Raw genomic sequence first — 26,133 nt, 5'->3', positions numbered from 1 at the left:
CGGTAAGTTGGCATCCAATGCGGCCAAAGAGGCCCCCTTCTCCCTGCGGATATTTGAACATCTGCATCATCTCATTTCCTCGTCACACACTGTGTCGTTAACTGAAGCCCCGTTGCCGCCTGCGCTCCTTAACGCGACATCCGGGAAATGGCTGGGCTCCCAGCAAAAAAGAACGACCAGGCTCCGCTCAGGCCGTATGATGCTACCGATTAAACTAATGCGCCCCTTACGGGGCGACCATCAGGCGTTTTTCAACATCCACTCAATTTCCGTTTCTGTGATAAGACGCTCGAACTGCAGTAACTCATCATTCTTACAGGCGTGGTAAACGTGGCAGAAACGCTCGCCAAGACGCTCCCGCAGATGATCGTTTTGCATAAACTCCCACAGGGCGTCGCTCTGGCGGATCGGGAACGGCAAGCCTTCTTGTTCCAGACCGTTACCTTCCACCTCGTCCTGCAGCGGCAGCGGATTATCCAGCCCGTGCAGGATACCGGCGAAAATCGCCGCCATCACCAGATACGGGTTGGCGTCCGCCCCGGCCACGCGATATTCAACGCGGTGGTTATGCCGATCGCCGCACGGAATGCGCAGCGCTACCGTACGGTTGTTATGCCCCCATGACGCCTGCGTCGGCACATACATGCCCGCCTGGAAGCGACGATACGAGTTCACGTTCGGCGCCAGTAGCGCCATCGACGCCGGCATCAGGTCAATCATCCCGGCCAGCACGCGTTTCAGCAGGGCTGAATCCTCGCCGTCCGCATCCGCCAGCACGTTTTCGCCCTTATTGTTTTGCATGCTGATATGGATATGCATCCCGCTACCCGCATGCTCTTCATAAGGTTTCGCCATAAAAGTGGCGTGCATCTTATGCTTCTCCGCCATTAAACGCACGAGACGTTTTAATGCCAGCGCATCATCGCACGCATCCAGCACGTTATCGGTGTGGTGGAGGTTGATTTCGAACTGTCCCGGAGAGGCTTCGGCCACCGCGCCATCCGCCGGGATCAGCTGTAACTGGGCCAGTTCGTCAATATCATTCAGTACATCGGCAAAATGGTTGAGGTTATCAACGGAATAGACCTGGCTTTGGGTATTACGGTCGTCGGTGCCGGGCGCGCACGGCGGCTGCAGGTAGCCTTCGGCATCGCGTTTGCGATCGAGTAAATAGAACTCCAGCTCTACCGCTACCACGGGGAACAATCCGCGCTGGCGGAGCTGCTGCCAGAGGCGGTTGAGTACGTTCCGCGGCTCAACGTCAAAGGGAGCGCCATCTTCATCAACCATGGTCAACAGGACCTGGCCGATGTATTCCGGATCGGCTGCCGAAGGGGTCAACGTGCCCAATACCGGGACGCAGCTGCGGTCCGGTTCGCCCATATCCTGGCCAAGCCCGGCCTCTTCCACCACGTTGCCGAGAATATCCATCGCGAAAACGGACGCCGGGAAGTAGCAGCCCTTCTCCAGCTTGCTGAGGCTGGCGACCGGAATGCGTTTGCCGCGGAAGCAGCCGTTCAGGTCTGTGAGGAGTACATCGACATACTGAGTGTTGGGGTAGGTTTCGAGGTAGCGCTTCACTTCTTTAGCGAACGCGCTTACCCGTCTCTCTTCCGTCTGCTGAACAAAATTCTCAACTTCTACGATATTGGTATCCATGATTCACCGCCGTTGTTTTAGTTTTCGGACCCTGACTGAAAACGTCAAATATAATGTCCACCCTTCGAATGTGTATGCAAACAAAATGTTTGTCAAATGTTAAATTAAGTTTGCAAACGGCTATTTCCACTGCTAGATTGAGAAAATATTGAACGATATGGCCGTTTATCAGCCACTGGCGGTCATAATTTAGTCCACTTTGTGAGGGCGATCATGGAAAATATAATGTACAAGCCAGTTATTGGCGTCGTGATGTGTAGAAACAGGCTTAAGGGTCACCAGACCCAGACTCTGCAAGAAAAGTACCTGAATGCCATTGTTAACGCTGGCGGACTGCCGATTGCCCTGCCGCACGCGCTGGCCGAGCCGGAACTGCTGGATGCGTTAGTCGATAAACTGGACGGGATCTACCTGCCAGGCAGCCCCAGCAACGTGCAGCCGCACCTTTATGGTGAAAACGGCGATGAGCCTGACGCCGACCCCGGGCGTGATCTTCTGAGCATGGCGCTAATTAACGCCGCGCTCGAAAGGCGCATCCCCATTTTCGCCATCTGCCGAGGGCTGCAGGAACTGGTTGTCGCCACCGGCGGGACTCTGTATCGTCGTCTGTTTGAACAGCCGGAACTGCTGGAGCATCGCGAAGATCCTGAACTACCGGTGGAGCAGCAGTATGCGCCGTCCCACCAGGTGGAGGTGCAGGAAGGAGGTTTACTTTCTCAGTTAATACCGGGCTGCAACACGTTTTGGGTAAACTCGCTACACGGCCAGGGCGCAAAAACGCTGGGTTCGCGTCTGCGCGTGGAGGCCCGTTCACCGGATGGGCTGGTTGAGGCGGTCAGCGTCAACGACCACCCTTTCGCGCTGGGCGTGCAATGGCATCCTGAATGGAACAGTAGCGAATACGCCCTGTCGCGTATGTTGTTTGATGGTTTTATCACCGCCTGTCAGAGCCATGTCGCCGAAAAGCGGCGGCTCTGACCACTACAGTTAAGGAAATGCAAATATGAGCGATGACGGACTGGCGCCAGGGAAACGTCTGTCAGAGATCCGCCAACAGCTGGGTCTTTCACAGCGTCGTGCCGCCGAACTGTCTGGGTTAACACATAGTGCCATCAGCACCATAGAGCAGGACAAAGTCAGTCCTGCCATCAGTACGCTGCAAAAGCTGCTGAAAGTATATGGGCTGTCGCTCTCGGAATTCTTTTCTGAACCCGAAAAGCCGGATGAACCGCAGGTCGTCATTAATCAGGACGATCTTATCGAAATGGGGAGTCAGGGCGTTTCAATGAAACTGGTTCATAACGGAAATCCGAACCGTACGCTGGCGATGATTTTTGAAACTTACCAGCCTGGGACCACAACCGGGGAGAGAATTAAGCATCAGGGTGAGGAGATAGGCACCATACTGGAAGGTGAGATCGTGCTGACGATTAACGGTCAGTCGTACCACCTGGTGGCTGGACAGAGCTATGCCATTAATACCGGCATCCCTCATAGCTTCAGCAACACCTCGGCAGGTATCTGCCGCATTATCAGTGCCCATACCCCCACCACATTCTGATTTCTTAGCCTGAGCAGGTTTCAGGCTTTCTTCAGGCCTGTCGCGGCGGATGTAATATTTCCGCCGCGGCGAAGAACTCGCAGTAATAATACCTGCGCAGCGCGGAAATCTTATTTCCTGCTGGCCCAAAGATAATTAACGCCAGTGAATGGCGAAGAGACGGTTTTCTACCCCGGGGACGCCCTGCGCCCTGAGCCCCTGAAAACGCCGAACCCTATATTTTGCCGATGATGTTTTTAAGGAGTCATGATGAATTTTCAGCACCTGGCTTACTGGCAGGAAAAAGCGAAAAACCTGGCCATTGAAACGCGCTTATTTATTAACGGCGAATATTGCGCCGCGGTCGATAATACCACCTTTGAGACTATCGACCCTGCCGCACAGCAGACATTAGCGCAGGTCGCCCGCGGTAAAACAGCCGACGTCGAACGGGCAGTGAAAGCCGCGCGTCAGGTTTTTGATAACGGCGACTGGTCGCAGGCCTCTCCGGCCCGGCGTAAAGCGGTTCTCACGAAATTTGCCGACCTGATGGAAACCCATCGTGAAGAGCTGGCACTGCTGGAAACGCTCGATACCGGCAAACCGATTCGCCACAGCCTGCGCGACGATATTCCCGGCGCTGCCCGCGCCATTCGCTGGTACGCCGAAGCGCTGGATAAAGTTTATGGCGAAGTCGCGCCCACCGGCGGTAACGAGCTGGCAATGATCGTTCGTGAACCGATTGGCGTGATTGCCGCGGTGGTGCCGTGGAACTTCCCGCTGCTGCTGGCCTGCTGGAAACTCGGCCCGGCGCTGGCGGCTGGTAATAGCGTAATCCTCAAACCCTCGGAAAAATCGCCGCTCACCGCCCTGCGTCTGGCTGGGCTTGCGAAAGAAGCCGGACTTCCGGACGGGGTGTTAAACGTGGTCAGCGGCTTTGGCCACGAGGCCGGGCAGGCGCTGGCGCTGCACCCTGACGTTGAAGTCATCACCTTCACCGGATCCACACGTACCGGCAAACAGCTGCTAAAAGATTCCGGCGACAGCAATATGAAGCGCGTGTGGCTGGAAGCGGGCGGTAAGAGCGCCAATATCGTCTTCGCCGACTGTCCGGATCTGCAAAAAGCGGTCAACGCCACCGCCGGCGGTATCTTCTATAACCAGGGGCAGGTCTGCATCGCCGGCACCCGCCTGCTGCTGGAAGAGAGCATCGCCGACGAGTTCCTGGCATTACTGAAAGTACAGGCGCAAAACTGGCAGCCGGGTAATCCGCTCGATCCCGATACCACCATGGGAATGTTAATTGATAACGCCCATGCCGACAGCGTGCACAGCTTTATCCGCGGCGGAGAAACCAAAAGCACGCTATTCCTCGACGGGCGAAAAAATCCGTGGCCTGCCGCCGTCGGCCCGACCATTTTCGTCGATGTCGATCCGACATCAACCCTCAGCCGCGAAGAAATCTTCGGCCCGGTGCTGGTCGTCACGCGCTTCAAAAGCGAAGAAGAGGCGCTGCAGCTGGCCAACGACAGCGACTACGGTCTTGGCGCCGCGGTGTGGACCCGCGATCTGTCGCGCGCCCACCGTATGAGTCGCCGCCTGAAGGCCGGCTCGGTCTTCGTCAACAACTACAACGATGGTGATATGACCGTCCCGTTCGGCGGCTATAAGCAGAGCGGCAACGGGCGCGATAAATCGCTGCACGCGCTGGAAAAATTCACCGAACTGAAAACCATCTGGATTGCTTTGGAGTCTTGATCATGACTGAACATACCACTAGCTACTACGCCGCCAGCGCCAATAAATATGAACCGTTCCCGACGCTGGAGGAATCAATCACCTGTGATGTCTGCGTCGTCGGCGGCGGCTACACCGGCCTCTCCTCGGCCCTGCATCTGGCCGAAATGGGTTACGACGTGGTGGTGCTGGAAGGCGCGCGTATCGGCTTCGGCGCCAGCGGCCGTAACGGCGGACAGCTGGTTAACTCCTATAGCCGCGATATCGACGTTATTGAGAAGAACTACGGCCCGGATGCGGCCAAAATGCTCGGCAGCATGATGTTCGAAGGCGGCGATATTATTCGCGAGCGCATTCAGCGCTACCAGATCCAGTGCGACTACCGCCCAGGCGGCCTGTTTGTGGCCATGAACCATAAGCAAATGGAAACGCTGGAAGAGCAAAAAGCCAACTGGGAGCGCTACGGCAATACCCAACTGGAGCTGCTCGACAGCCATGCCATTCGTCGCGAAGTAGACAGCGACCGCTACGTCGGCGCCCTGCTCGACCACAGCGGCGGCCATATTCACCCGCTGAACCTCGCCATCGGCGAAGCGGACGCTATTCGTCTTAACGGCGGCCGGGTGTATGAGCAGTCGCCGGTGACCCGAATTCAACACACCAGTCCGGCGGTGGTCAGTACCGCTCGCGGCCAGGTAACCGCGCGCTATGTGATCGTCGCCGGTAACGCCTATCTCGGCGACAAGCTTGAGCCGGAACTGGCAAAACGCAGCATGCCGTGTGGCACTCAGGTCGTGACGACCGCACCGCTATCGGAAGCGCTCGCCCGCTCGCTGATCCCGAAAAACTACTGTGTGGAAGACTGTAACTACCTGCTGGACTACTACCGTCTTACCGGCGACAACCGCCTGCTGTACGGCGGCGGCGTGGTCTACGGCGCCCGTGACCCGGACGACGTCGAGCGGCTGATTATGCCGAAGCTGCTGAAAACCTTCCCGCAGCTGCAGGGGGTGAAAATTGACTACCGCTGGACCGGCAACTTCCTGCTGACCCTGTCGCGTATGCCGCAATTCGGCCGTCTCGATAACAATATTTACTACATGCAGGGCTACAGCGGCCACGGCGTAACCTGCACCCATCTGGCCGGACGCTTGATTTCAGAACTGCTGCGCGGCGATGCCGAGCGCTTCGATGCCTTCGCCAAACTGCCGCACTACCCGTTCCCGGGCGGGCGCAGCCTGCGAATTCCTTTTACCGCCATGGGCGCCGCCTACTACAGCCTGCGCGACCGCCTTGGGGTCTGATTTGCCGTTCGGTTCCGTGATTAACTTTTGCTAAAGGGTGTTTATTATGAGCAACAATGAATTCCATCAGCGTCGTCTTTCCGCTACCCCGCGCGGGGTGGGCGTTATGTGCAACTTCTTTGCCCAGAGCGCGCAAAACGCCACCTTGACCGATGTCGAAGGCAATGAATATATCGATTTCGCCGCCGGCATCGCGGTGCTGAATACCGGCCATCGCCATCCGCGGATGGTCGCCGCGGTTGAACAGCAGCTACAGCAATTTACCCATACCGCCTATCAGATCGTGCCTTATGAAAGCTATGTGTCGCTAGCGGAGAAGCTCAACGAACTGGCGCCGGTGAAAGGTCCGGCAAAAACCGCCTTCTTCTCTACCGGCGCGGAAGCGGTAGAAAACGCGGTGAAAATCGCCCGCGCCCATACCGGACGCCCGGGCGTTATCGCCTTCGGCGGCGGTTTCCATGGCCGTACCTATATGACGATGGCGCTAACCGGTAAGGTCGCGCCGTACAAACTGGGCTTCGGGCCGTTCCCCGGCTCGGTATACCACGTGCCGTACCCGTCAGCGCTGCACGGTATCAGCACCGCCGATTCGATTACCGCCCTTGAACGCCTGTTCAAAGCCGATATCGAAGCCAAACAGGTGGCGGCGATTATTTTCGAACCGGTACAGGGCGAAGGCGGCTTTAACGTTGCGCCGAAAGAGCTGGTTGCCGCAGTACGCCGCCTCTGCGATGAGCACGGCATCGTGATGATTGCCGATGAAGTCCAGAGCGGCTTCGCCCGCACCGGTAAATTGTTCGCCATGGATCACTATGCCGATAAACCGGATCTGATGACGATGGCTAAAAGCCTGGCGGGCGGCATGCCGCTTTCCGGCGTGGTCGGTAACGCGCAGATCATGGATGCCCCGGCGCCGGGCGGCTTAGGCGGCACCTACGCCGGCAACCCGCTGGCGGTGGCGGCCGCACATGCGGTGCTGGATATCATTGATAACGAAGCGCTGTGCGAGCGCGCCCAGTTCCTCGGCGAGCGCCTGCTGGCGACGCTACAGGAAGTTAAGGGCTGGTGTCCGGCGCTGGTGGAAGCACGCGGCGTGGGTTCGATGATCGCCGCCGAGTTCTTCGACCCGGCGACCGGCGAACCGTCGGCGGCGATTGCGCAGAAAATCCAGCAGCAGGCGCTGGAGCAGGGCCTGCTGCTGTTGACCTGCGGCCAGTATGGCAACGTCATTCGCTTCCTCTATCCGTTGACCATCCCGGATGCCCAATTCTCCCGCGCGCTGACGATTCTTCAGAGCGTCACTCGTCTGTAACGCCCTCCGCCGGCGGCGCTGGTCGCCGGCTGTTTTCCTCGCTGCTGACGATACACTGCTGGGGATAGTGCTGCTGAAAATAGTGGCGCAGAAACTCCACGGTGGTGCGAATTTTGGCTGAGGTCGCCAGCCGCGAGACGTAGACCGCCCAGACGTTGGCGGGCTGGAAGTAGTCCGGCAGCACGTGCACCAGATGGCCGCTGGCGATATTTTCACTGACATCCCACCATGAGCGTAACGCAATGCCCTGCCCATCCAGACACCACTGATGCACGATTTCACCATGGTTGGAGGAGAGCGGCCCGGTCACCTTGATCGCGTGCTGGCCCTCTTTGCTGTGCAACTGCCAAACGCCAAACGGATGGTCGCGCTCTTTAATCACCAGACAGGGCAAGGTAGCCAGATCGCTAAGCTGCTTCGGCTGCGGATGGCGGGCAAGAAACTGCGGCGACGCGCAGAGAATACGATGGTTGGTCGCCAGCTTGCGGGCAATCAGATTCGGCGCGATATCGTCGCCGACGCGAATATCGAGATCCACCCCTTCATTGACTAAATCCACCAGCCGGTCCTGGACATCGAAGCGCAGCTCAAGTTGTGGGTACTGGCGCGCCAGCGCCGACAGCGCGGGGGCCACCACCCGACGGCCAAAACCAAAGCTGCTGATAATACGCAGCGTTCCCTGCGGTACCTGACGCACGTCGGAAAGCTCGTCCATCATCTCATCCACATCCTGCAGAATGCGCTGCGCCCATTCGTAGATCCGCTCCCCCTCTTCGGTAATGGTGACCCGACGGGTGGTACGGTGCAGCAACATCACATGCAGGGTTTGCTCCAGCAGCGAAACCCGCTTGCTGACGAACGCCGGTGAGACGCCAAGCTCCTCGGCGGCGGCGGCAAAACCGGCCCGGCGAGCGACCAGCATGAACACGCGTAAATCATTTAGCAGCGGTAGATTATTCATGATCTGTGTTTTATGTTTCACCAGTTAGCGTGATTAATTATGAACCAGTCAATTATAGGATAGGCAGGTGGTCAAACATCATCGCTAAAAAGTGAGAACCGGAATGAAAAAAACCTGTCGTATTGCCGCCATCCCCGGTGACGGAATTGGTAAAGAAGTTCTGCCTGAAGGTATTCGCGTGCTGCAAGCCGCCGCACAGCGTTGGGATCTGTCGCTGAGCTTCGAACAGATGGAGTGGGCAAGCTGCGAATATTACGCCCATCACGGCAAGATGATGCCGGACGACTGGCGCGAGCAGTTGCAGGGCTTCGATGCTATCTATTTCGGCGCCGTCGGCTGGCCGGATACCGTCCCCGACCATATCTCCCTGTGGGGTTCGCTGCTGAAGTTCCGCCGTGAGTTCGATCAGTACGTCAACCTGCGCCCGGTGCGCCTGTTCCCCGGCGTCCCCTGTCCGCTGGCGGGTAAAAAGGCCGGCGATATCGATTTTTACGTGGTGCGCGAAAATACTGAAGGCGAATATTCCGCCCTTGGCGGTCGCGCCAATGAAGGCACCGAGCATGAAGTGGTGATTCAGGAGTCGGTCTTCACCCGCCGCGGCGTTGACCGGATCCTGCGCTACGCCTTTGAGCTGGCGCAAAGCCGCCCGCGTAAAACGCTGACCTCAGCCACCAAATCTAACGGTCTGGCGATCAGCATGCCCTACTGGGATGAGCGCGTGGAAGAGATGGCCAAAAGCTATCCCGAGATTCGCTGGGACAAGCAGCATATCGATATTCTCTGCGCCCGCTTCGTGCTGCAGCCGGAACGTTTCGACGTGGTCGTCGGCTCCAATTTGTTTGGCGATATTCTGTCGGATCTCGGCCCGGCCTGTACCGGCACTATCGGTATTGCGCCGTCGGCTAACCTGAACCCAGAGCGGACCTTCCCGTCGCTGTTCGAACCGGTTCACGGGTCGGCGCCGGATATCTACGGTAAAAATATCGCCAACCCGATCGCTACCGTTTGGGCCGGGGCGATGATGCTCGATTTCCTCGGAAACGGCGACGAGCGCTACCATGCCGCGCACAACGGCATTCTGGCGGCGATAGAGCAGGTGATCGCCAGCGGGCCGAAAACCCCGGACATGAAAGGCAACGCCTCAACGCAGCAGGTCAGCGACGCTATCTGCAAGGCTATTTTGGCGTAATTACCCCGGCCGCCCCCGGTGGCGCTGCGCTTACCGGGGCAACAATGGCACGCTCATGTAGATATCGCATCGGTTTGCAACGGTTTTGGTCCGGGAAAAACATGTGCTTTGTGTTAATTCAGAGCACATTGCGCTCCCGATATTTCTTCTGCGTTATAGCTCTCATGGCGCAGGGAGCGCACAGAGGGCGGCCAGTCGCCGCCGCCCTCTGTACTCCCGGGCTCTGGCCGCCAAAATCGCCACTTCGTGGTACCTTCGACTTATCCCTGCAGGCTTCGGGTCGGGCCGAGGCAGCGTCCTTGCAAAACACGGCCCTCAGCCCGCATCCATGCGGGCTGCCCCGGCCTTCCGGGAACGTCTCAGCGATTTTGAGGCCACCAACACCAGCAGTTTCAGCCAGCGTGGTGAATAAATAAAAGGCAGGTCGCTCGGACCGTAGCCCGGGTAAGGCGTAGCCGCTACCCGGGAAAACTCGCGCCAACTCCCCTCTCTCCTCTGAATGCAGAAAACCCCACGATTGACAAGTGAACCGCATCACAGCGGCGAACTTTATTGATTCCTGAAAGGAAAGAACCTGCGCCAATTCACCTTTTATTATTTCCGTTCCGTGTTTTATTGCTTCACGAATCGGCCAATTGTTTAATTCATGTAACGAAGAAATAATCCAATTGTTAATAGCATTTTGCTACGAACCCTGACCCCTACAGCGTGATAACAACGACAGGCTAAAGCCACCGACGGGCAACCGTGCCCAGGAGATCACTCATGTTGAGCAACGTAAAGAAAAAAGATGTGCCGCTGATTGTCATCAGCCTGGCGGCCATTGTTTTCATCGCCGCTACATTAAGTCTCTTCCCCCAACAAACCGCCCAGGCGGCTAATTCGATTTTTAACGGCGTCACCCGCCTGCTGGGTTCCGCGGTACAGGTGCTGGTGCTGCTGGCGCTGGGACTGGTGTTATATCTGGCCACCAGCAAATACGGCAATATCCGGCTCGGCGAAGGCAAAGCCGAGTACAGCACTCTCTCATGGCTGTTTATGTTTATCTGCGCCGGACTCGGCTCCTCTACCCTGTACTGGGGTGTTGCCGAGTGGGCTTATTACTACCAGACCCCTGGCCTGAATATTGCGCCGCATTCAGCAAAAGCGCTGGAATACAGCATCCCGTACTCTTTCTTCCACTGGGGCATTAGCGCGTGGGCGACCTACACCCTCGCCTCGCTGATCATGGCCTATCACTTCCACGTGCGGAAAAATAAGGGCCTCAGCCTTTCCGGGATCATTTCGGCGATCACCGGCGTTAATCCGCAGGGCTTTTGGGGCCGCCTGGTCGATCTGATGTTCCTGATCGCCACCGTCGGCGCGTTAACCATTTCGTTGGTGGTCACAGCCGCCACCTTCACCCGCGGCCTGTCAGCTCTCACCGGACTGCCGGATAACTTCACCGTCCAGGCGTTTGTGATCCTGCTCTCCGGCGGTATTTTCTGCATGAGTTCGTGGATTGGTATCAACAACGGCCTGCAGCGTCTGAGCAAAATGGTCGGCTGGGGGGCGTTCCTGCTGCCGTTGGTGGTATTACTGATCGGCCCGACCGAATTCATCACCAATAACATCATCAACGCCATCGGTCTGACGACCCAAAACTTTCTGCAGATGAGCCTGTTTACCGACCCGCTCGGCGACGGCGCCTTTACCCGCAACTGGACCGTCTTCTACTGGTTGTGGTGGATCTCCTATACCCCTGGGGTGGCGATGTTCGTCACCCGCGTCTCCCGCGGCCGTAAGATTAAAGAGGTGATCTGGGGGCTTATCCTCGGCAGCACCGTCGGCTGCTGGTTCTTCTTCGGGGTGATGGAAAGCTATGCCATGCATCAGTTCGTCAACGGCGTGATTAACGTGCCGCAGGTCATGCAGACCCTCGGCGGCGAAACCGCCGTCCAACAGGTGCTGATGTCGCTGCCGGCGGGCAAGCTGTTCCTCGCCGCCTATCTGTTCGTGATGATTGTTTTCCTCGCTTCGCACATGGATGCGGTGGCCTACACCATGGCGGCGACCAGTACCCGTAACCTGCGCGAAGGCGAGGATCCGGATCGCGGCATGCGCCTGTTCTGGTGCGTGGTGATAACCCTTATCCCGCTATCGATTCTGTTTACCGGCGCTTCGCTGGAAACCATGAAAACCACCGTGGTGCTAACCGCCTTACCGTTCCTTGCCATTTTACTGATCAAGACCGGCGGCTTTGTACGCTGGCTAAAACAGGACTACGCCCACGTGCCTGTGCATCAGATAGAAACCCATACGCCCGAGCCGATCGTTAAAGCCGAGACGCTGCCGGTTGGCGCGGTACTCAAAGGCGACGGCCAGTCGCTGTAAAAAACGCTTACTGACAATAATCACAAGGTGACCCTACATGAGCAATTTAAGCCCTGACTTTACCCTGCCGATTAACTTTTGTGCCAATCCACAGGACGCCTGGACCATTCCGGCCCGTTTTTACACCGACAGCCAGGCGTTTGAGCACGAGAAAGAGCGTATCTTCGCCAATAGCTGGATTTGCGTCGCCCACGGCAGCGAAGTCGCCAGGCCGAACGATTACATTACCCGAGAGATCATCGGCGAAAATATCGTTATCGTCCGCGGGCGCGACAACATTCTGCGCGCCTTCTATAACGTCTGCCCGCACCGCGGCCACCAGTTGCTGAGCGGCGAAGGTAAAGCCAAAAACGTGATTACCTGCCCCTATCACGCCTGGGCCTTCAAGCTGGACGGCAATCTCGCCCACGCCCGCAACTGCGAAAACGTGGAGAATTTCGATAGCGATAAGGCAACGCTTGTGCCGGTTCGCCTTGAAGAGTATGCCGGCTTTGTATTTATCAATATGAACCCGCAAGCGGAGAGCGTGGAAACACAACTACCGGGGCTACAGGACAAAGTGCTGGAAGTCTGCCCGGATGTTCATGAGCTGAAACTGGCGGCGCGCTTTACCACTCTTACCCCGGCGAACTGGAAAAATATCGTCGATAACTATCTGGAATGTTATCACTGCGGCCCGGCGCACCCGGGCTTCTCGGATTCCGTGCAGGTTGACCGTTACTGGCACACCATGCACGGCAAATGGACGCTGCAGTATGGCTTTGCCAAACCGTCCGAGCAGTCCTTTAAATTCGAAGAAGGTACCGACGCCGCGTTCCACGGTTTCTGGCTGTGGCCGTGCACCATGCTCAACGTCACGCCGATCAAAGGCATGATGACCGTCATTTATGAATTCCCGGTGGATGAAGAGACCACCCTGCAGAACTACGACATCTATTTCACCAATGAAGAGCTGACCGACGATCAGAAGGCGCTGATTGAGTGGTATCGCGACGTGTTCCGCCCGGAAGATTTACGCCTGGTGGAAAGCGTGCAGAAGGGGCTGAAGTCCCGCGGCTATCGCGGCCAGGGACGCATTATGGCGGATAACAGCGGCAGCGGGATCTCCGAGCATGGGATCGCGCATTTCCACAATCTGGTCGCCCAGGTGTTCCAGCCGTAATCGTTGAAGGAGTTGGCTATGTCCGTATTTCACTCAAATCTGTTTCGCCAGCAGGCGCTGATTGCCGGAAGCTGGCGCGACGCCGCCGACGGTACGACCCTTGCCGTCAGCAATCCCTCCACCGGCGAGGCGCTCGGCCAGATCCCCAATATGGGCCGGACGGAAGCGCAGCAGGCGGTGGATGCCGCCGCTGCCGCGCTGCCGGCATGGCGCGCGCTTACCGCCGCCCAGCGCGCCGCGCTATTGAAGAACTGGCACCGCCTGATCCTCGAAAACAAGTCCGCGCTGGCGCAGATTATGACCGCCGAGCAGGGCAAGCCACTAGCGGAAGCGGAAGGCGAAATCGCCTATGCGGCCTCGTTTATCGAGTGGTTTGCCGAACAAGGGAAACGCGCCAACGGCGAGATAATCCCCTCCCCCGGCGCCGATAAACGCCTGATGGTGATCCGCCAGGGCGTGGGCGTCTGCGCGGCGATCACCCCGTGGAACTTCCCGGCGGCGATGATCACCCGTAAGGCCGGCCCGGCGCTGGCCGCGGGTTGTACGATGGTAATTAAGCCTGCCAATGAAACGCCGTTTACCGCGCTGGCGATGGCGGAACTGGCGAATCAGGCCGGGATCCCGCAGGGCGTCATTAACGTTGTCACCGGCCAGTCGCGTGAGATTGGCGCGGTGTTCACCGGCGATGAGCGGGTGCGTAAGCTCTCCTTTACCGGTTCGACCGAAGTCGGCCGCGTGCTGATGCGCCAGTGCGCGGAATCCATCAAAAAGCTCTCTTTAGAGCTCGGCGGTAACGCGCCGTTTATCGTCTTTGACGACGCCGATATCGATAAAGCGGTCGAGGGGGCGCTGATCGCCAAGTTCCGCAACGCCGGGCAAACCTGCGTCTGCGTCAACCGTTTCTATATTCATCGCGCCGTCTACGACCAATTCTGCGACAAGTTCGTCGCCCACGTCGCCGCCTTGAAAGTCGGCGATGGCAGCGAGTCCGATGTCCAGATTGGCCCGCTTATCAACGCCGACGCCGGACGCAAAGTCCAGTCCCTGCTCGACGACGCGCTCACCCGCGGCGCGACGCTGTTAACCGGCGGTAAAGCGCATCCGCTGGGCGGTAATTTCTTCACCCCTACGGTGATCGGCGACGTACAGCCGGGGTCACTGCTGCTGCAGGAAGAGATTTTCGGCCCGGTGGCCGCGCTGGTGAAATTTGAGGATGAGCAAGAGGTCATTGAGCAGGCCAATAACACCATCTACGGCCTCGCCTCCTATTTTTACAGCAACGATGCCGCCCGTATCTGGCGCGTCTCCGAGCAACTGGAATACGGCATGGTCGGCATCAATACCGGGCTGATTTCTAATGAAGTCGCGCCATTTGGCGGAGTGAAACAGTCGGGTCTTGGCCGCGAAGGCTCGGAACACGGAATCGAAGATTACCTGGAGATGAAGTATCTCTGCCAGGGGTTGTAAATATCCTCTCCCGGCGACGGCACTGGTCACGCCGGGATTTTTTGATGGAGTTCCGCGATGTCTGATTATCAAATGTTTGAGACGATCGTTCGCGATGTTGAACAGATCACCGCCCAGGTTAAGCGTTTTACGCTGGTGTCGCCGACCGGCGCCCCGCTGCCGGGATTCAGCGGCGGTAGCCATATTATCGTCCAGATGCAGGATGGCGATCAGCGTTACAGCAATGCTTATTCGCTCATGAGCTCACCGCTGGATACCACCAGCTGGCAGATTGCGGTGCGTCTGGAGTCGCCTTCCAAAGGCGGCTCGCGTTTTATGCATCAGCAGGTGCGACCGGGCGATACCCTGACGGTGTCCACCCCCAACAACCTGTTCGCCATCGAACCACAGGCGCGAAAACATGTGCTGATCGCCGGCGGCATCGGCATTACGCCGTTTTTAGCGCATATTCCTGAACTGGAACAGCAGCAGGCTGACTGGCAGCTGCACTACTGTTTCCACGACGCCGACAATAATGCTTTCGTCGATGCGCTCAGCGCCGCGCCGTGGCGCGACCGGGTCGATATTCACATATCAGCGCTCGGCAGCCGTCTCGACCTGTCGCGCCTGTTCGCCGATATCGAACCCGGCACCCACATCTATACCTGCGGCCCGGCAGCGCTTAACGAGGCGGTGAAAGCCGCCGCCGAACGGTATCAGGTTCCCGCCAGCCAGCTGCACTTTGAGCAATTTATCGTTGAAGATAAAGGCGGAGAGGCATTTACCCTGGTGCTGGCGCGTTCCGGACGCGAATTTACCGTGCCGCAGGAGATGACCATTTTGCAGGTGATCGAGAATAACAAAGCGGCGAAGGTGGAATGTCTGTGCCGCGAAGGGGTGTGCGGCACCTGCGAAACGATGATTCTGGAGGGCGAAGCCGACCACCGCGATCAGTATTACAGCGATGAAGAGAAAGCCAGCCAGCAGAGTATGCTGATCTGCTGCTCACGCGCTAAAGGCGGCCGGTTAGTGCTGGATTTATAGCTCGCTCTCCGGCCAGCGGCGCTGGCCGGAGAGACAATCACAGTTCCAGCTCGCACCGCAATAAGAATGGACTGACCCCGCGGAAATATTCCAACGACCTACCACTCCATGGCGACGAGATCAGTGGCGCGGATACTAAAGCCTTCGCTGGTAGTGTAATTAGCACAATGTGCTACATCAGCAGCGAATTAACGCATCTCCGCGCCAAATCAATTTTTATCCCAGCTGAACGTTCAGCTTTTCACCGCTATGCGCAAAATATCCGCGCCTGACCAATAACGTCCAGGCGAACCGCGGCGCCAGCTTGCCAGGCGGCCTGGCTGACGGTTTTCAGCACCAGCGGCATCGATTGCCCCGCCGCCCTCACGGTCAGCGTCGAGATATGGCCGGCGAAATCGACATCCACGATGCGAAAGGCGCTCTCCTGCGGCGCGCACGACGACACCCGCAGTTGTTCCGGGCGCAACATCACGCGCCCGCGGCCGCTGGCGTGAGGATCGTCGGTCGGCAACTCGCCGATGGCGCAACGGGCGCGCCCTTCCATGAGCTCGGCGTCGAGCACCAGCGCATCGCCAAGAAACAGCGCGGTGGCCTCGTCAACCGGACGCGAGTAGACCTCGAACGGCGTCCCTACCTGAGCGAAACGCCCCTGCCGCATCACCGCGACCTGGCTTGCAAACGACAGCGCCTCCGTCTGGTCGTGAGTGACCAGGATCGAGGCTACGCCAGCCTCGGCCAGCAGATCGGCGGTGGCTTTGCGCGTCGCCGCCCGCAGCCCGGTATCCAGCGCCGAGAAAGGTTCATCCAGCAACATCAGGGATGGCCGCTGGGCCAACGCGCGCGCCAGCGCAACCCGCTGCTGCTGGCCGCCGGAAATTTCATGCGGCCAGTGGTTCGCTAATGTCGCATCTAACGCCACCATCTCCATCAGTGCGGCCACCCGACGGCGTTTCTCTTCGCGACTGCAATCGAGTCCCCAGGCAATATTATCTGCGACGTTAAGATGGGGGAACAGCGCCCCTTCCTGCGGCACGAAACCGATCCCGCGCTGATGCGCCGGCACAAACACGCCTTCGGCAAACAGGGTATTGCCCTGCAGAACGATTCGCCCGTTATCCGGGGTTTCAAAACCGGCAAGAATCCGCAGCAGCGTGGTTTTACCGGAACCCGACGGGCCGACAATGGCGGTACGGCTTCCCGGCGCCACGGTCAGATTAAGATTATCGAGCACCAGCGCGTCGGCGAAAGATTTCGAGATAGAAGACAATTCCAGCATGTTACAATCCTGCAATTTTTTTCGACTGCACATAAAGAACCGCCGTCAGCGGCAGCGAAATCACGATCATCAGCATCGCATAGGGCGCCGCGGCGACGTAGTCGATCTCGCTGGTCAACGCCCAAAAACCGGTCGACAGCGTGCGGGTGCCTAACGGCGATAGCAGCAACGTCGCGGTGAGCTCGTTGCTCACGCCAAGAAACACCAGCGCGGCGCCAGCGGCCGCTCCCGGCGCGGCCAGCCGCATGGTGACGCTCCATAAGGCGCGGGCCGGGCTGCGCCCAAGGCTACGGGCGACATTTTCCAGCTCAACCGGCGCCTGGGCGATACCGGCGCGCAGGTTAATCAGCGCTCGCGGCATAAACATCAGCAGGTAGGCGAGGAACAGGGTCACCTCGGTCTGGTACACCGGACGGGCATAGTGGATGGTGACCGTCACCAGCGCCAGCGCGGTGACGATACCCGGCAGTGAGCTGGTGATGTAATTACAGCCTTCCAGCAGGCGAAACAGCCGGCGCGGATAACGCACGCCGAGCCAGGCGATAGGAATCGCGCAGGCGGTGGTCAGCAGCGCGCCGCCCGCTCCCAGCAGCAGGGTCTGGCGCAGCGAATGCCAAAGATCGGCATGCAGCCAGTTCTCCACCCCGCCAAGCCATAGCCAGCGGCACAGCACCAGCAGCGGGACGCCCATCGCCAGCATCACCAGCGTCAACAGCAGCAGTTGCGCGCCCCATGCGGCCACATTACCCAACGGACGACGCTTCTGTTCGCGCGCCGCGCCGGCGCCGATGCGCGCGTAACGCGCTTTGCCGCGCGAGACGCTTTCCAGTAGCAGAATCGCCAGACAACACAGCGCCAGCACTCCCGCCAGCATATTCGCCGCTGGGCCGCTAAAGGTAGACTGGAACTGGTCATAAATGGCGGTGGTGAAGGTATCGAAGCGAATCATCACATACAGGCCATATTCCGCCAGCAGATGCAGCGCCACCAGCAGCGCACCGCCGCAGATAGCCAACCGCAGCTGCGGCAGCACCACGCGGAAGAAAACCTTCCACGGCGGCGTACCCAACGAGGCGGCAACATCTTCCAGCGTCGGATCGAGACGACGGAGTACCGCCGCCACCGGCATGTAGATAAAAGGATAGTAGGCCAGCACCGAGAGGAACACCCCGGCGGACAGGCCGTGCAGCGAGGGAACCGCGCTGACCCAGGCATAGCTCTGGACAAATGCCGGGATAGCCAGCGGCGCGACCGCCAGCGCCGGCCATAGCTGACGCCCGGCAAGCGCGGTGCGTTCAGTGAGCCAGGCCACCGCCACGCCCAGTACGATAGAGATAGGCACCGCCAGCAGCGTCAGCCACAGCGTATTGCTGAGCAGTTCAGCTACCCGCGGGCGAAACACCAGTGCTTTAATGGTCGGCCAGCCGGTCTCAATCCCCACCGCGGCCACAAAACCTAACGGCAGTAACGCCATTACTGAAAACAGTACAGCTAAGGCAACCATCGGAAATGCAGGACGCCTGCGCTCGGGCAGGCGTCCTGTTTTCTTTCCGAGTACCAGACTCAGGACAGACATAGATAAATCACTTCAGCATCAAATTACAGCAGGCCAGCCTGGGTCATCAGGTCGATCACTTTTTTGCTATTCAGCGTTGACGGCTCTACCTTCGGCGCGTCCAGCTCTTTCAGCGGCGTCAGTTTCGGGTTAGAGGCGGCATTCACGCCCACCGCATATTCGAAAGCATTATTGGTACGCAGCTCATCCTGACCCTGCTTGCCGGTGATCCATTTGATAAAGGCCTGCGCCTGCTCTTTATGTTTGCTGGACGCCAGTACGCCGCCGCCGGAGATACTCACGAAAGCGCCCGGATCCTGGTTTTTAAAGTAATACAGTCTGGTGTTTTTGCTGTTCTCGCCGGTTTTCGCCTGGTCAACAAAGCGGTAATAGTGGTAGATCACCCCACCGTCGATTTGCCCGGCGTTGACCGCTTTCATCACCGTGCTGTTGCCTTTGTAGGCCACGAAGTTCGTTTTCATCGCCTTCAGCCAGTCGAGAGTCGCTTTTTCGCCCTTCAATGCCAGCATGGCGCTGACGATGGCCTGGAAGTCTGCGCCCGATGGTGAGGCGGCCCAGCGCCCTTTCCACTCAGGTTTCGCCAGGTCCATCAGCGAATGCGGCAGCTGAGATTCGCTGATTTTCGCCGGGTTATAGACGAAAACGGTGCTGCGGGCAGCAATGCCAATCCAGCGGCCGTGCTCAGGACGATACTGCGGCGCGACCTGATTCAGCGTCGCGGCATCCAGCGGCGCAAACAGTTTGGCATTATCAACCAACACCATTGAAGGCGAGTTTTCGGTCAGGAAGACATCCGCCGGCGAGGCTGACCCCTCCTGCACCAGTTGATTACCCAATTCGCTATCGTCGCCGTTGCGCAGCGTGACTTTAATACCGGTTTCTTTGGTAAAGCCGTCAACCCAGGATTTCACCAGGTTTTCATGCTGGGCGTTATACACCACAATGCCGTCGCCATTGTCAGCAGCCATAACCTGCGGAGCGGTAAACAGAGCCGAAGCAGCGAGCATCGCCGCGCAATATGCCGATAAGCGGAAATTCATAAGCTAATCCTTAGTATGGGTAGTCGAAAAGCCGTGGAGAAACCGGGTTGGCACGGATTAAATCACAGAGGAATGTGAATGATAATGAAAACAATTACCATCATTTTAAAAAAGTGAAAAACACCGCCAATTAGAATTTCCTGATGACAAAATGCTTATTTCAACGCGCGACCGAAACAAACATTAAGACAACATTAAGCCGGCAGATTTAAATATTATCGCTGTTTAAAATCTTGATCGTCTTCACAGATTCTCTCCGCGACACAGCAACGGCCAGCTGTTTGCCGGGTGAAATCATCACCCTTGCCAATAATTTTAAATGAGAATGATCTTGATAATCATTCTCAATATCACATATCATCCTGTTACAGCAGCAAGATACGAAGAAAAGACGACTAAAAAGCCGAAAATGGATATTTTATGTTTAAGGACCCCCTTTTAAAGACTCTGGTTATAGGCTGCACGTGGTTACTGAGCGCCTGTCACAGCCCGGTTCACCCCCTCTCTCCTGCCGGGGAGCACGCGCTGGTAGAGAAGGCGAATATTCGTGATACCGCCAGCGGGCGCACCCTGACGCCGCAACAATTGCTGAACCAACTCGCCCAGGCGCCGCTGGTTATTGTTGGCGAAGAACATACCAACGCTCAGCATCACCAGATTGAGCGCTGGCTGCTGCAGAACCTCCACACCCTTCGCCCGCAGGGTAGCGTGCTGATGGAGATGATCGACCTAAGCCAGCAGGAGGCGGTCAATCGGGTCAAGCGGGCCAGCCTCAGCGGGACGACCGTGAGCGCCACTCGCGCGGCGGAAACCCTGCGCTGGAACCCCGGCTGGCCGTGGGCGCTTTATCGCGACGTCGTGATGACCGCGCTGCAAGCACCTTATCCACTGCTGGCAGCCAACCTTAGCCGCCAGCAGGTGAGCGACATCTATCAGCATCCCACGTTTCCCCGCGGAACGCTCTCCAACAGCCCGCAGGTACATGAATCGCTATCGGCCATTATCTATCTGATGCATAACGGGCAAATCGATGGCGAGCAGGTCACCTCTATGCTCGCTATTCAGCAGCAGCGCGATCGCCTGATGGCGACGCAAATGCAAGCCGCGCCGCGCCCGGCGCTGCTGATTGCCGGCGGCTATCATGCGGCTAAAGATATTGGCGTACCGCTGCATCTGGCCGATCTCCAGGCGGAAAATCCGCTGGTGTTACTGCTGACCACCGACGGCACCACGCCGACGGCGAAGCAGGCTGATTACATCTGGTCGGTGGCGGCGGAAAAATGAATATCCCTCTCTCCACGCCATTGATAGCGTCGCGCCCCCGCTGGTTCACGGGAACAACGGCCAGCGTGCTGGGTCATCTGGCGCTGGCCGTGCCTTTTATCGTTCATTTCGCCTCGCCGCCGGATGCCGCCCCCCCTGCCGCGGTGATGGTGGAGTACGCGCCGGAACTGGAAGTGTCATTTATTCATCCCGAGCTGCCGCCGGGTGTCACCCAGCAGCGCAAAGTCGAGGCGATGACCGAGCAGGAAACGGCCGCGGTGAAAGAAGCGCCGAAGCTGCATATTCACGACAATGCGCAAATAAAGCTGTCCGCCAGCAAACCCGAACCGCAGCGGAAAAAGAAAATCGAGGTTAAAAAACAGTCCCGCCGCCAGCAGCAAGAGGAAAAGGGCAATTCAACCATCACCAGCTACGCCGCGCCCCCGGCGCCGGCCGTCCTCACTCAGCGCACCACCGCGCCGCTCGATAGCGATGCCGCGCGCCTGAGCGACAACAAGCTCAGTTGGGAATCGCTGGTGAAAGGTAAAATCAACAAAATGCGCCACTACCCGGAAGATGCGCGCCGCCGTAAACGTACCGGTACCGTCATTATTACCTTCAGCGTCAACGAACGCGGCGAGGTGTTGCAATCGCAGTTGGCGAACTCATCAGGGACCCATTCACTGGATCGCGCCGCGCTGATGGCGCTGGAAAATGCGCGTCCACTTCCGCCGCCGCCAAAAGAGCTGCTGCGTAACGGCATAAATAAGGTCACCCTGCCGGTGGAGTTCGGCTTATTAAAAATATAAACCCAGGGTTCCCTGTTATTTATTCAGGCATCCAGGATGTTATTTATCACGGTCACTGACCGCTAATAATTTTTTATTTTGGGCAATGTGTCATCGCACTTAGCAATAAGCGCGATGCACGCTGCTGCCCTTTTTGTGCGTTAACTATTTATTACCTCAGGATTGGATTATGGAAAAATCACAAATAATCACGGGGCTCGTTACCGGGCTACTTATCGTCAACGGCCAGGCTTTCGCCGCCGAAAGCGAAGGAGAATCGGTTTTCTCTCCTATCACCATTACCGATAACCCGCTGGCGGAAAATGCCGGCCAGGTCGGCTCCTCAGAGGAGAGCTATACCCGTCCCGGCGCCTACAGTTCGCGAGCGCTCAATAAGAATCTGCAAAGCCTCGATGCCTCGCTGCGCAGCATGGCGGGCACCTATACGCAAATCGACCCGCTGCAGGGCACCATCAGCGTCAATATCCGCGGCATGAACGGGCTGGGCCGGGTAAACACCATGGTCGATGGCGTCACCCAGACCTTCTTCGGCATGGCGCCAGCTAACTACCACGGCGGGGCGAATACCGCCGCCGGAGTACCGCTTGACCCCAACTTCCTGGCCGAAGTGGATATCACCCGCGGCAACAGCGCCGGTTCGCAAGGCGTCAACGCGCTGGCGGGCAGCGCCAATCTGCGCACCATCGGCATCGATGATGTGTTAAAACCGGGGCATCAGGTCGGCCTGCTGTCGCGTTTTTCCGTGGGCGATAACGGACTCGGCCGCACCGGTATGGTAACGGTAGCCGGCAAAACCGACACCTTCGATAACGGCGGCGGCCTTGGCGCGCTACTCGGCATCAGCGGCACCCGCACCTATGCGACCTATAAAAACGGCGGCGGACGCAGCAGCGAAGAGTTTATCGGCGAGGATAATAAATATTTGCGTCAGGAGCCGCGCTCGCAGCTATATAAAATCAATTTCAACGTCGATCAATTTAACCGCTTCGAGTTTTCCGGGCGTAATTACCGCAATAGTTTTACCCGTCGCGATATTAGCAGCGACGACTACTATCTGCGCTATAACTACGCGCCGCTCAATGAACTGGTCGAGTTCAATGTATTAGCCAGCACCAGCCGCGGCAATCAGGCATATAAACCGGAGTCGCTGTATAATTTTAATGACTCTTCGACCACCAATAAGTCCAACGCGCTGGACATGAACAACACCAGCCGTTTTCGTATTACCGACGATCTGTATGCCGCTTTCCAGCTCGGCGGCAAATTAATGGACACCCGCTATTCCCGCCGCTTCGTGCAGGATAACGAGACCGACCATAACGCCTTTGCCCCGGCGGGCAAACAGAAGATCGCCTCGCTCTATAGCGGGCTGACATTAAACAAGGATATTTATCAGCTCGATCTTAATCTCAACTATACCCGTAGCCGGGTACAGGGCTATAAACCGGCCTGTGCAGATAACGAAAAATGCTTCCCGCAAGGGGCAACCCAACTCAACGTCAAAGATAACGGTTTTAATCCCTCGGCGACCTTCTCCGCTCAGGTGACGCCATGGCTGCAGCCGTTTGTCAGCTGGAGCCGTTCCTCGCGTGCGCCGAACGTTCAGGAAGTGTTCTTCGCCAACGAGGGCGGCGCATCGATGAACCCGTTCCTGAAACCGGAAAAAGCCGAAACCTGGGAGGCCGGTTTTAACGTTATCAAACAAGGATTATTGAGCGAGCAGGATAGCCTGCATCTGAAAGCTCTGACCTACCGCTCGCGGATTAAAGATTACATCACCAGCGAATCCTTCCTGCTGTGCAGCAACGGCGGGCTGTGTAAAGATGTCGCCAATGCTTCGCCGGATTTCAACGCCAACATCTCGGTTAACGTGACCTCGCCGGTGACCACCGAGGGCTATGAGATTGAAGCCGGATACGACATCGGTTTTGCCTACGCCAATGTGTCATGGAGCAAGCAGCGTACCGATCAGCCCACCTCTATTGCCAGCACGGTCTATAGCTTCGCCTATAGCGACCTTAGCGACCTCCCCAGCAGCTACGCCACGGTGGATGTCGGCGGGCGCCTGTTCGATCGCAAACTCACCGTCGGCAGCCTGGTGAAATTCACCGGTAAATCAAAACGCCTGAGTACCGAAGGCATTAGCCTCGACACCAATACGGTGCCTAAAGAGAGCATGCCGAATATCCCGACCATTATCGACCTCTATAGCAGCTGGCAGATGACCGAGAACGTGCTGCTGCGCTTTAGCGTACAGAACGTAACGAATCGTGACTACTCCGAAGCGCTAAACCGTATGAACCAGAGTCTCGATAACGCCAAAGAGGGCGCGTCTGTTAACACCACCGCCCGCGGCCGCACCTATATTTTCGGCGGCGAAATCCAGTTCTGAGCCCTATTTGTCAACAAGGATAACCATCATGCCTAATCGCAACTTGATAAAACCGCTGGCTGCGCTACTGCTCGCCGCCCTGCTCCCCCACCCGGCTTTCGCCATCGATCCGCCGCCGCGGGAGGCATCGCGCTTTGCGATGAAAACCAATTACCTGCAGGAAGCCAACGAAGGGGTTTATGAGCTGGCGTTCGACAACGGCGACAACCTGCTATTCGCCGCGGCCACCGACCGGGTTAACCGCGCGGCCAATAAAGGCTATCTTTACGCCTTTAATCCGGCCACCCTGCAGGTTATCCAGCGCTATGATATGCCCTGGCGCGCCTTCTCGCTGGCGATGAATCAGTCGGCGCACGTGCTTTATGTCGGCCATACCCAGTCGGCTTCGCTGCGTATCAGCCAGTTCGACGCCGCCAGCGGTAAAATCACCCGCACCAGTCCGCGCCTGAGCTTCCCCACCGACGGCGCCGCCGATGCGCGCTTCGAACATCTGCGGCATATGGTATACAGCCGCGCCGCTAACCTGTTATTTGTCAGCTACAGCCATATGCTGAAAACCCAGGACGGGATGCGTCCGTTGCATAAATTGCTGATGCTCGACGGCACGACGTTACAGCTAAAAGGGGAAGTCAAAGGCGCCTATCGCGGCACCGCCTACGGCCTGACGCTGGATGAAAAGACGCAGAAGATCTACGTTGGCGGCCGCGACTATATCAACGAGATCGATGCCAGAACCCAGCGGGTTGTCCGCACCATCCCGCTTAACGCACCGCAGTTGGCCAGCGCGCAAAATCTGATCGTTGATTCCGACTCAGGGCGTATTTTCGTGGTCGCCTTCGATCACGACGATCGCAGCGGCCCGCACGACGGCCTGTATATTTTCGATCTGAAAGACGGCAAATCGCTGGGTTACGTGCGTACCGGAGTGGGCGCCAACGCGGTGCGCTTCAATCCAAAATATAACGAGCTGTACGTCAGCAATTTCACCAGCGGCACCATCAGCGTTGTGGATGGCAAGACCTGGCGGGTAACTCATGAATTCCGCGCCCCGGTTTATCCGAATCAAATGGTGCTGTCGCCGGACATGGATACCCTGTACGTCGGCATTAAAGAAGGGTTCAATCGCGAGTGGGATCCTGAGGTATTTGTCGAAGGGGCGAAGGAGCGCATTCTGCGCATTGATTTGCGTAAATCGTAATCCGCTAACCACCTGTCCGGCAGGTGGTTATTAGCCTTCGTTGGCCAGCTTCGCGCGCAGGCGCTTAATCGCCTGGCTGTGCAGCTGGCTAACGCGGGATTCCCCCACCTCCAGCACCGCGCCGATCTCTTTAAGGTTGAGCTCTTCCTGGTAGTAGAGGGTAAGGACCATTTTTTCGCGTTCCGGCAAGGCTTCAATGGCCTCGATGACCCGCTGGCGCAGGCTGCCTTCCAGCAGATGATGCAACGGATTGGCCTCTTCGTGCCCTTCCAGCAGTCGTTCGGCATTCTCGCCCTGTTCTTCCCGCCATTCGTCATAGGAGAACAGCTGGCTGTTATTGGTATCCAGCAGGATTTGTCGGTACTCGGCAAGGGTGATACCCAGCGTCTGCGCAAGTTCGCTTTCCGTGGCCGGGCGGCCCAGATGCTGCTCCAGCTTCTGCATCGCCTGGGCGACTTCGCGGGCGTTACGCCGTACGCTGCGCGGCACCCAGTCGCGGCTACGCAGTTCATCGAGCATTGCGCCGCGGATACGTTGCACCGCATAGGTGGTAAAGGCCGTTCCCTGTAGCGAGTCGTAACGCTCGATGGCGTTCAACAACCCGATTCCCCCGGCCTGCAATAAATCGTCAAGCTCGACGCTGGCGGGCAGCCTGACCTGCAGGCGCAACGCTTCGTGCCGCACTAACGGAACGTAGCGCAGCCAGAGGGAATTTTTATCCATCACGCCTTCGGCGGTATACAAATCGCTCACTATTTCTGAAACCTGCGGATAAGAGAGTCAGCGCTATTATGCGCAGGGGCAAAAATGCCAATCGCCGGAAAAACCGCATAAAAGCGTCTCTATTTACGA

At 57.8% G+C, this 26,133-nt stretch carries 20 protein-coding genes; 14 read left to right on the top strand and 6 right to left on the bottom strand.

What is annotated here, in order from left to right; translation table 11 throughout:
* Nucleotides 1-240: 240 nt before the first annotated feature.
* A complete protein-coding gene (locus tag ABLV07_RS08395; protein WP_015367262.1) occupies nt 241-1,659 on the bottom strand; it encodes a glutamine synthetase family protein in 1,419 nt (472 codons plus the stop codon).
* A gap of 225 nt (nt 1,660-1,884) precedes the next feature.
* Between ABLV07_RS08395 and puuD the strand changes: the two genes are divergently transcribed.
* From puuD to puuE, 5 genes are all read left to right on the top strand, one after another.
* The gene (puuD, locus tag ABLV07_RS08390; RefSeq protein ID WP_161798760.1) at nt 1,885-2,637 is read left to right on the top strand and encodes a gamma-glutamyl-gamma-aminobutyrate hydrolase; all 753 of its coding nucleotides are present in this window, start codon (nt 1,885-1,887) and stop codon (nt 2,635-2,637) included.
* Between the two features lie 25 nt (nt 2,638-2,662).
* Nucleotides 2,663-3,220 carry an HTH-type transcriptional regulator PuuR gene (gene puuR / locus ABLV07_RS08385; RefSeq protein WP_002898590.1) on the top strand — a complete coding sequence of 186 codons (558 nt, stop codon included), beginning with the start codon at nt 2,663-2,665 and terminating at the stop codon, nt 3,218-3,220.
* 249 nt (nt 3,221-3,469) lie between these two features.
* Nucleotides 3,470-4,957, top strand: coding sequence for an aldehyde dehydrogenase PuuC (gene puuC / locus ABLV07_RS08380; protein WP_348853430.1), 1,488 nt, complete (start codon nt 3,470-3,472; stop codon nt 4,955-4,957).
* Between the two features lie 2 nt (nt 4,958-4,959).
* Nucleotides 4,960-6,240, top strand: coding sequence for an FAD-binding oxidoreductase (locus tag ABLV07_RS08375; RefSeq protein ID WP_063446894.1), 1,281 nt, complete (start codon nt 4,960-4,962; stop codon nt 6,238-6,240).
* Between the two features lie 46 nt (nt 6,241-6,286).
* On the top strand, nt 6,287-7,552 hold the full coding sequence (puuE, locus tag ABLV07_RS08370) for a 4-aminobutyrate transaminase (protein WP_045386357.1): 1,266 nt from the start codon (nt 6,287-6,289) through the stop codon (nt 7,550-7,552).
* Here puuE and ABLV07_RS08365 read toward each other — a convergent pair.
* Nucleotides 7,539-8,534, bottom strand: a complete 996-nt coding sequence (locus tag ABLV07_RS08365) for a LysR substrate-binding domain-containing protein (RefSeq protein ID WP_015367267.1) — start codon at nt 8,532-8,534, stop codon at nt 7,539-7,541. The genes puuE and ABLV07_RS08365 overlap by 14 nt on opposite strands.
* Nucleotides 8,535-8,616: 82 nt before the next feature.
* Between ABLV07_RS08365 and ABLV07_RS08360 the strand changes: the two genes are divergently transcribed.
* The 5 genes from ABLV07_RS08360 (at nt 8,617) to ABLV07_RS08340 (ending at nt 15,727) form a co-directional block, all read left to right on the top strand.
* Nucleotides 8,617-9,702: a tartrate dehydrogenase gene (locus tag ABLV07_RS08360; RefSeq protein WP_015367268.1), complete on the top strand. Its 1,086-nt coding sequence runs from the start codon at nt 8,617-8,619 to the stop codon at nt 9,700-9,702.
* A 765-nt stretch (nt 9,703-10,467) separates the two neighbouring features.
* Nucleotides 10,468-12,075: a BCCT family transporter gene (locus ABLV07_RS08355; protein WP_126027513.1), complete on the top strand. Its 1,608-nt coding sequence runs from the start codon at nt 10,468-10,470 to the stop codon at nt 12,073-12,075.
* 37 nt (nt 12,076-12,112) lie between these two features.
* Entirely contained in the window at nt 12,113-13,237 is a 1,125-nt protein-coding gene (gene yeaW, locus ABLV07_RS08350) for a carnitine monooxygenase, oxygenase subunit YeaW (RefSeq protein WP_015704973.1), read from the top strand.
* Between the two features lie 18 nt (nt 13,238-13,255).
* A complete protein-coding gene (locus ABLV07_RS08345; RefSeq protein WP_348853433.1) occupies nt 13,256-14,704 on the top strand; it encodes an NAD-dependent succinate-semialdehyde dehydrogenase in 1,449 nt (482 codons plus the stop codon).
* Between the two features lie 57 nt (nt 14,705-14,761).
* Nucleotides 14,762-15,727, top strand: a complete 966-nt coding sequence (locus ABLV07_RS08340) for a PDR/VanB family oxidoreductase (RefSeq protein WP_047041773.1) — start codon at nt 14,762-14,764, stop codon at nt 15,725-15,727.
* A gap of 247 nt (nt 15,728-15,974) precedes the next feature.
* Here ABLV07_RS08340 and ABLV07_RS08335 read toward each other — a convergent pair whose 3' ends face one another.
* The 3 genes from ABLV07_RS08335 to ABLV07_RS08325 are packed head-to-tail and all read right to left on the bottom strand — an operon-like array spanning nt 15,975 to nt 19,586.
* Nucleotides 15,975-17,003 carry an ABC transporter ATP-binding protein gene (locus ABLV07_RS08335; protein ID WP_042894806.1) on the bottom strand — a complete coding sequence of 343 codons (1,029 nt, stop codon included), beginning with the start codon at nt 17,001-17,003 and terminating at the stop codon, nt 15,975-15,977.
* Between the two features lies 1 nt (nt 17,004).
* Nucleotides 17,005-18,579: an iron ABC transporter permease gene (locus ABLV07_RS08330; protein ID WP_042894804.1), complete on the bottom strand. Its 1,575-nt coding sequence runs from the start codon at nt 18,577-18,579 to the stop codon at nt 17,005-17,007.
* A 23-nt stretch (nt 18,580-18,602) separates the two neighbouring features.
* Complete coding sequence (locus ABLV07_RS08325) at nt 18,603-19,586, bottom strand: iron ABC transporter substrate-binding protein (protein ID WP_223848513.1); 984 nt, start codon at nt 19,584-19,586, stop codon at nt 18,603-18,605.
* A 453-nt stretch (nt 19,587-20,039) separates the two neighbouring features.
* Here ABLV07_RS08325 and ABLV07_RS08320 point away from each other — a divergent pair, with 453 nt between their 5' ends.
* The 4 genes from ABLV07_RS08320 to ABLV07_RS08305 all read left to right on the top strand — a co-directional run bounded on the left by ABLV07_RS08320 (nt 20,040) and on the right by ABLV07_RS08305 (nt 25,281).
* The gene (locus ABLV07_RS08320) at nt 20,040-20,903 is read left to right on the top strand and encodes a ChaN family lipoprotein (protein WP_348853435.1); all 864 of its coding nucleotides are present in this window, start codon (nt 20,040-20,042) and stop codon (nt 20,901-20,903) included.
* On the top strand, nt 20,900-21,691 hold the full coding sequence (locus ABLV07_RS08315; RefSeq protein ID WP_348853436.1) for a TonB family protein: 792 nt from the start codon (nt 20,900-20,902) through the stop codon (nt 21,689-21,691). Before ABLV07_RS08320 ends, ABLV07_RS08315 begins: the two co-directional genes overlap by 4 nt.
* A 169-nt stretch (nt 21,692-21,860) precedes the next feature.
* Complete coding sequence (locus ABLV07_RS08310) at nt 21,861-24,083, top strand: TonB-dependent receptor (RefSeq protein WP_334642568.1); 2,223 nt, start codon at nt 21,861-21,863, stop codon at nt 24,081-24,083.
* Between the two features lie 28 nt (nt 24,084-24,111).
* Nucleotides 24,112-25,281 carry a hypothetical protein gene (locus tag ABLV07_RS08305; RefSeq protein WP_046884176.1) on the top strand — a complete coding sequence of 390 codons (1,170 nt, stop codon included), beginning with the start codon at nt 24,112-24,114 and terminating at the stop codon, nt 25,279-25,281.
* 30 nt (nt 25,282-25,311) lie between these two features.
* On the opposite strand, the gene ABLV07_RS08300 is transcribed toward ABLV07_RS08305, so the two are convergent.
* The gene (locus ABLV07_RS08300; protein ID WP_015704963.1) at nt 25,312-26,034 is read right to left on the bottom strand and encodes an RNA polymerase sigma factor FliA; all 723 of its coding nucleotides are present in this window, start codon (nt 26,032-26,034) and stop codon (nt 25,312-25,314) included.
* Nucleotides 26,035-26,133: the final 99 nt, after the last annotated feature.

Origin of the sequence: Klebsiella sp. CN_Kp097 (genome assembly GCF_040064495.1) — a bacterium.
GTDB lineage: Bacteria > Pseudomonadota > Gammaproteobacteria > Enterobacterales > Enterobacteriaceae > Klebsiella > Klebsiella aerogenes.
This window is presented reverse-complemented; position numbering and strand designations above follow the sequence as displayed.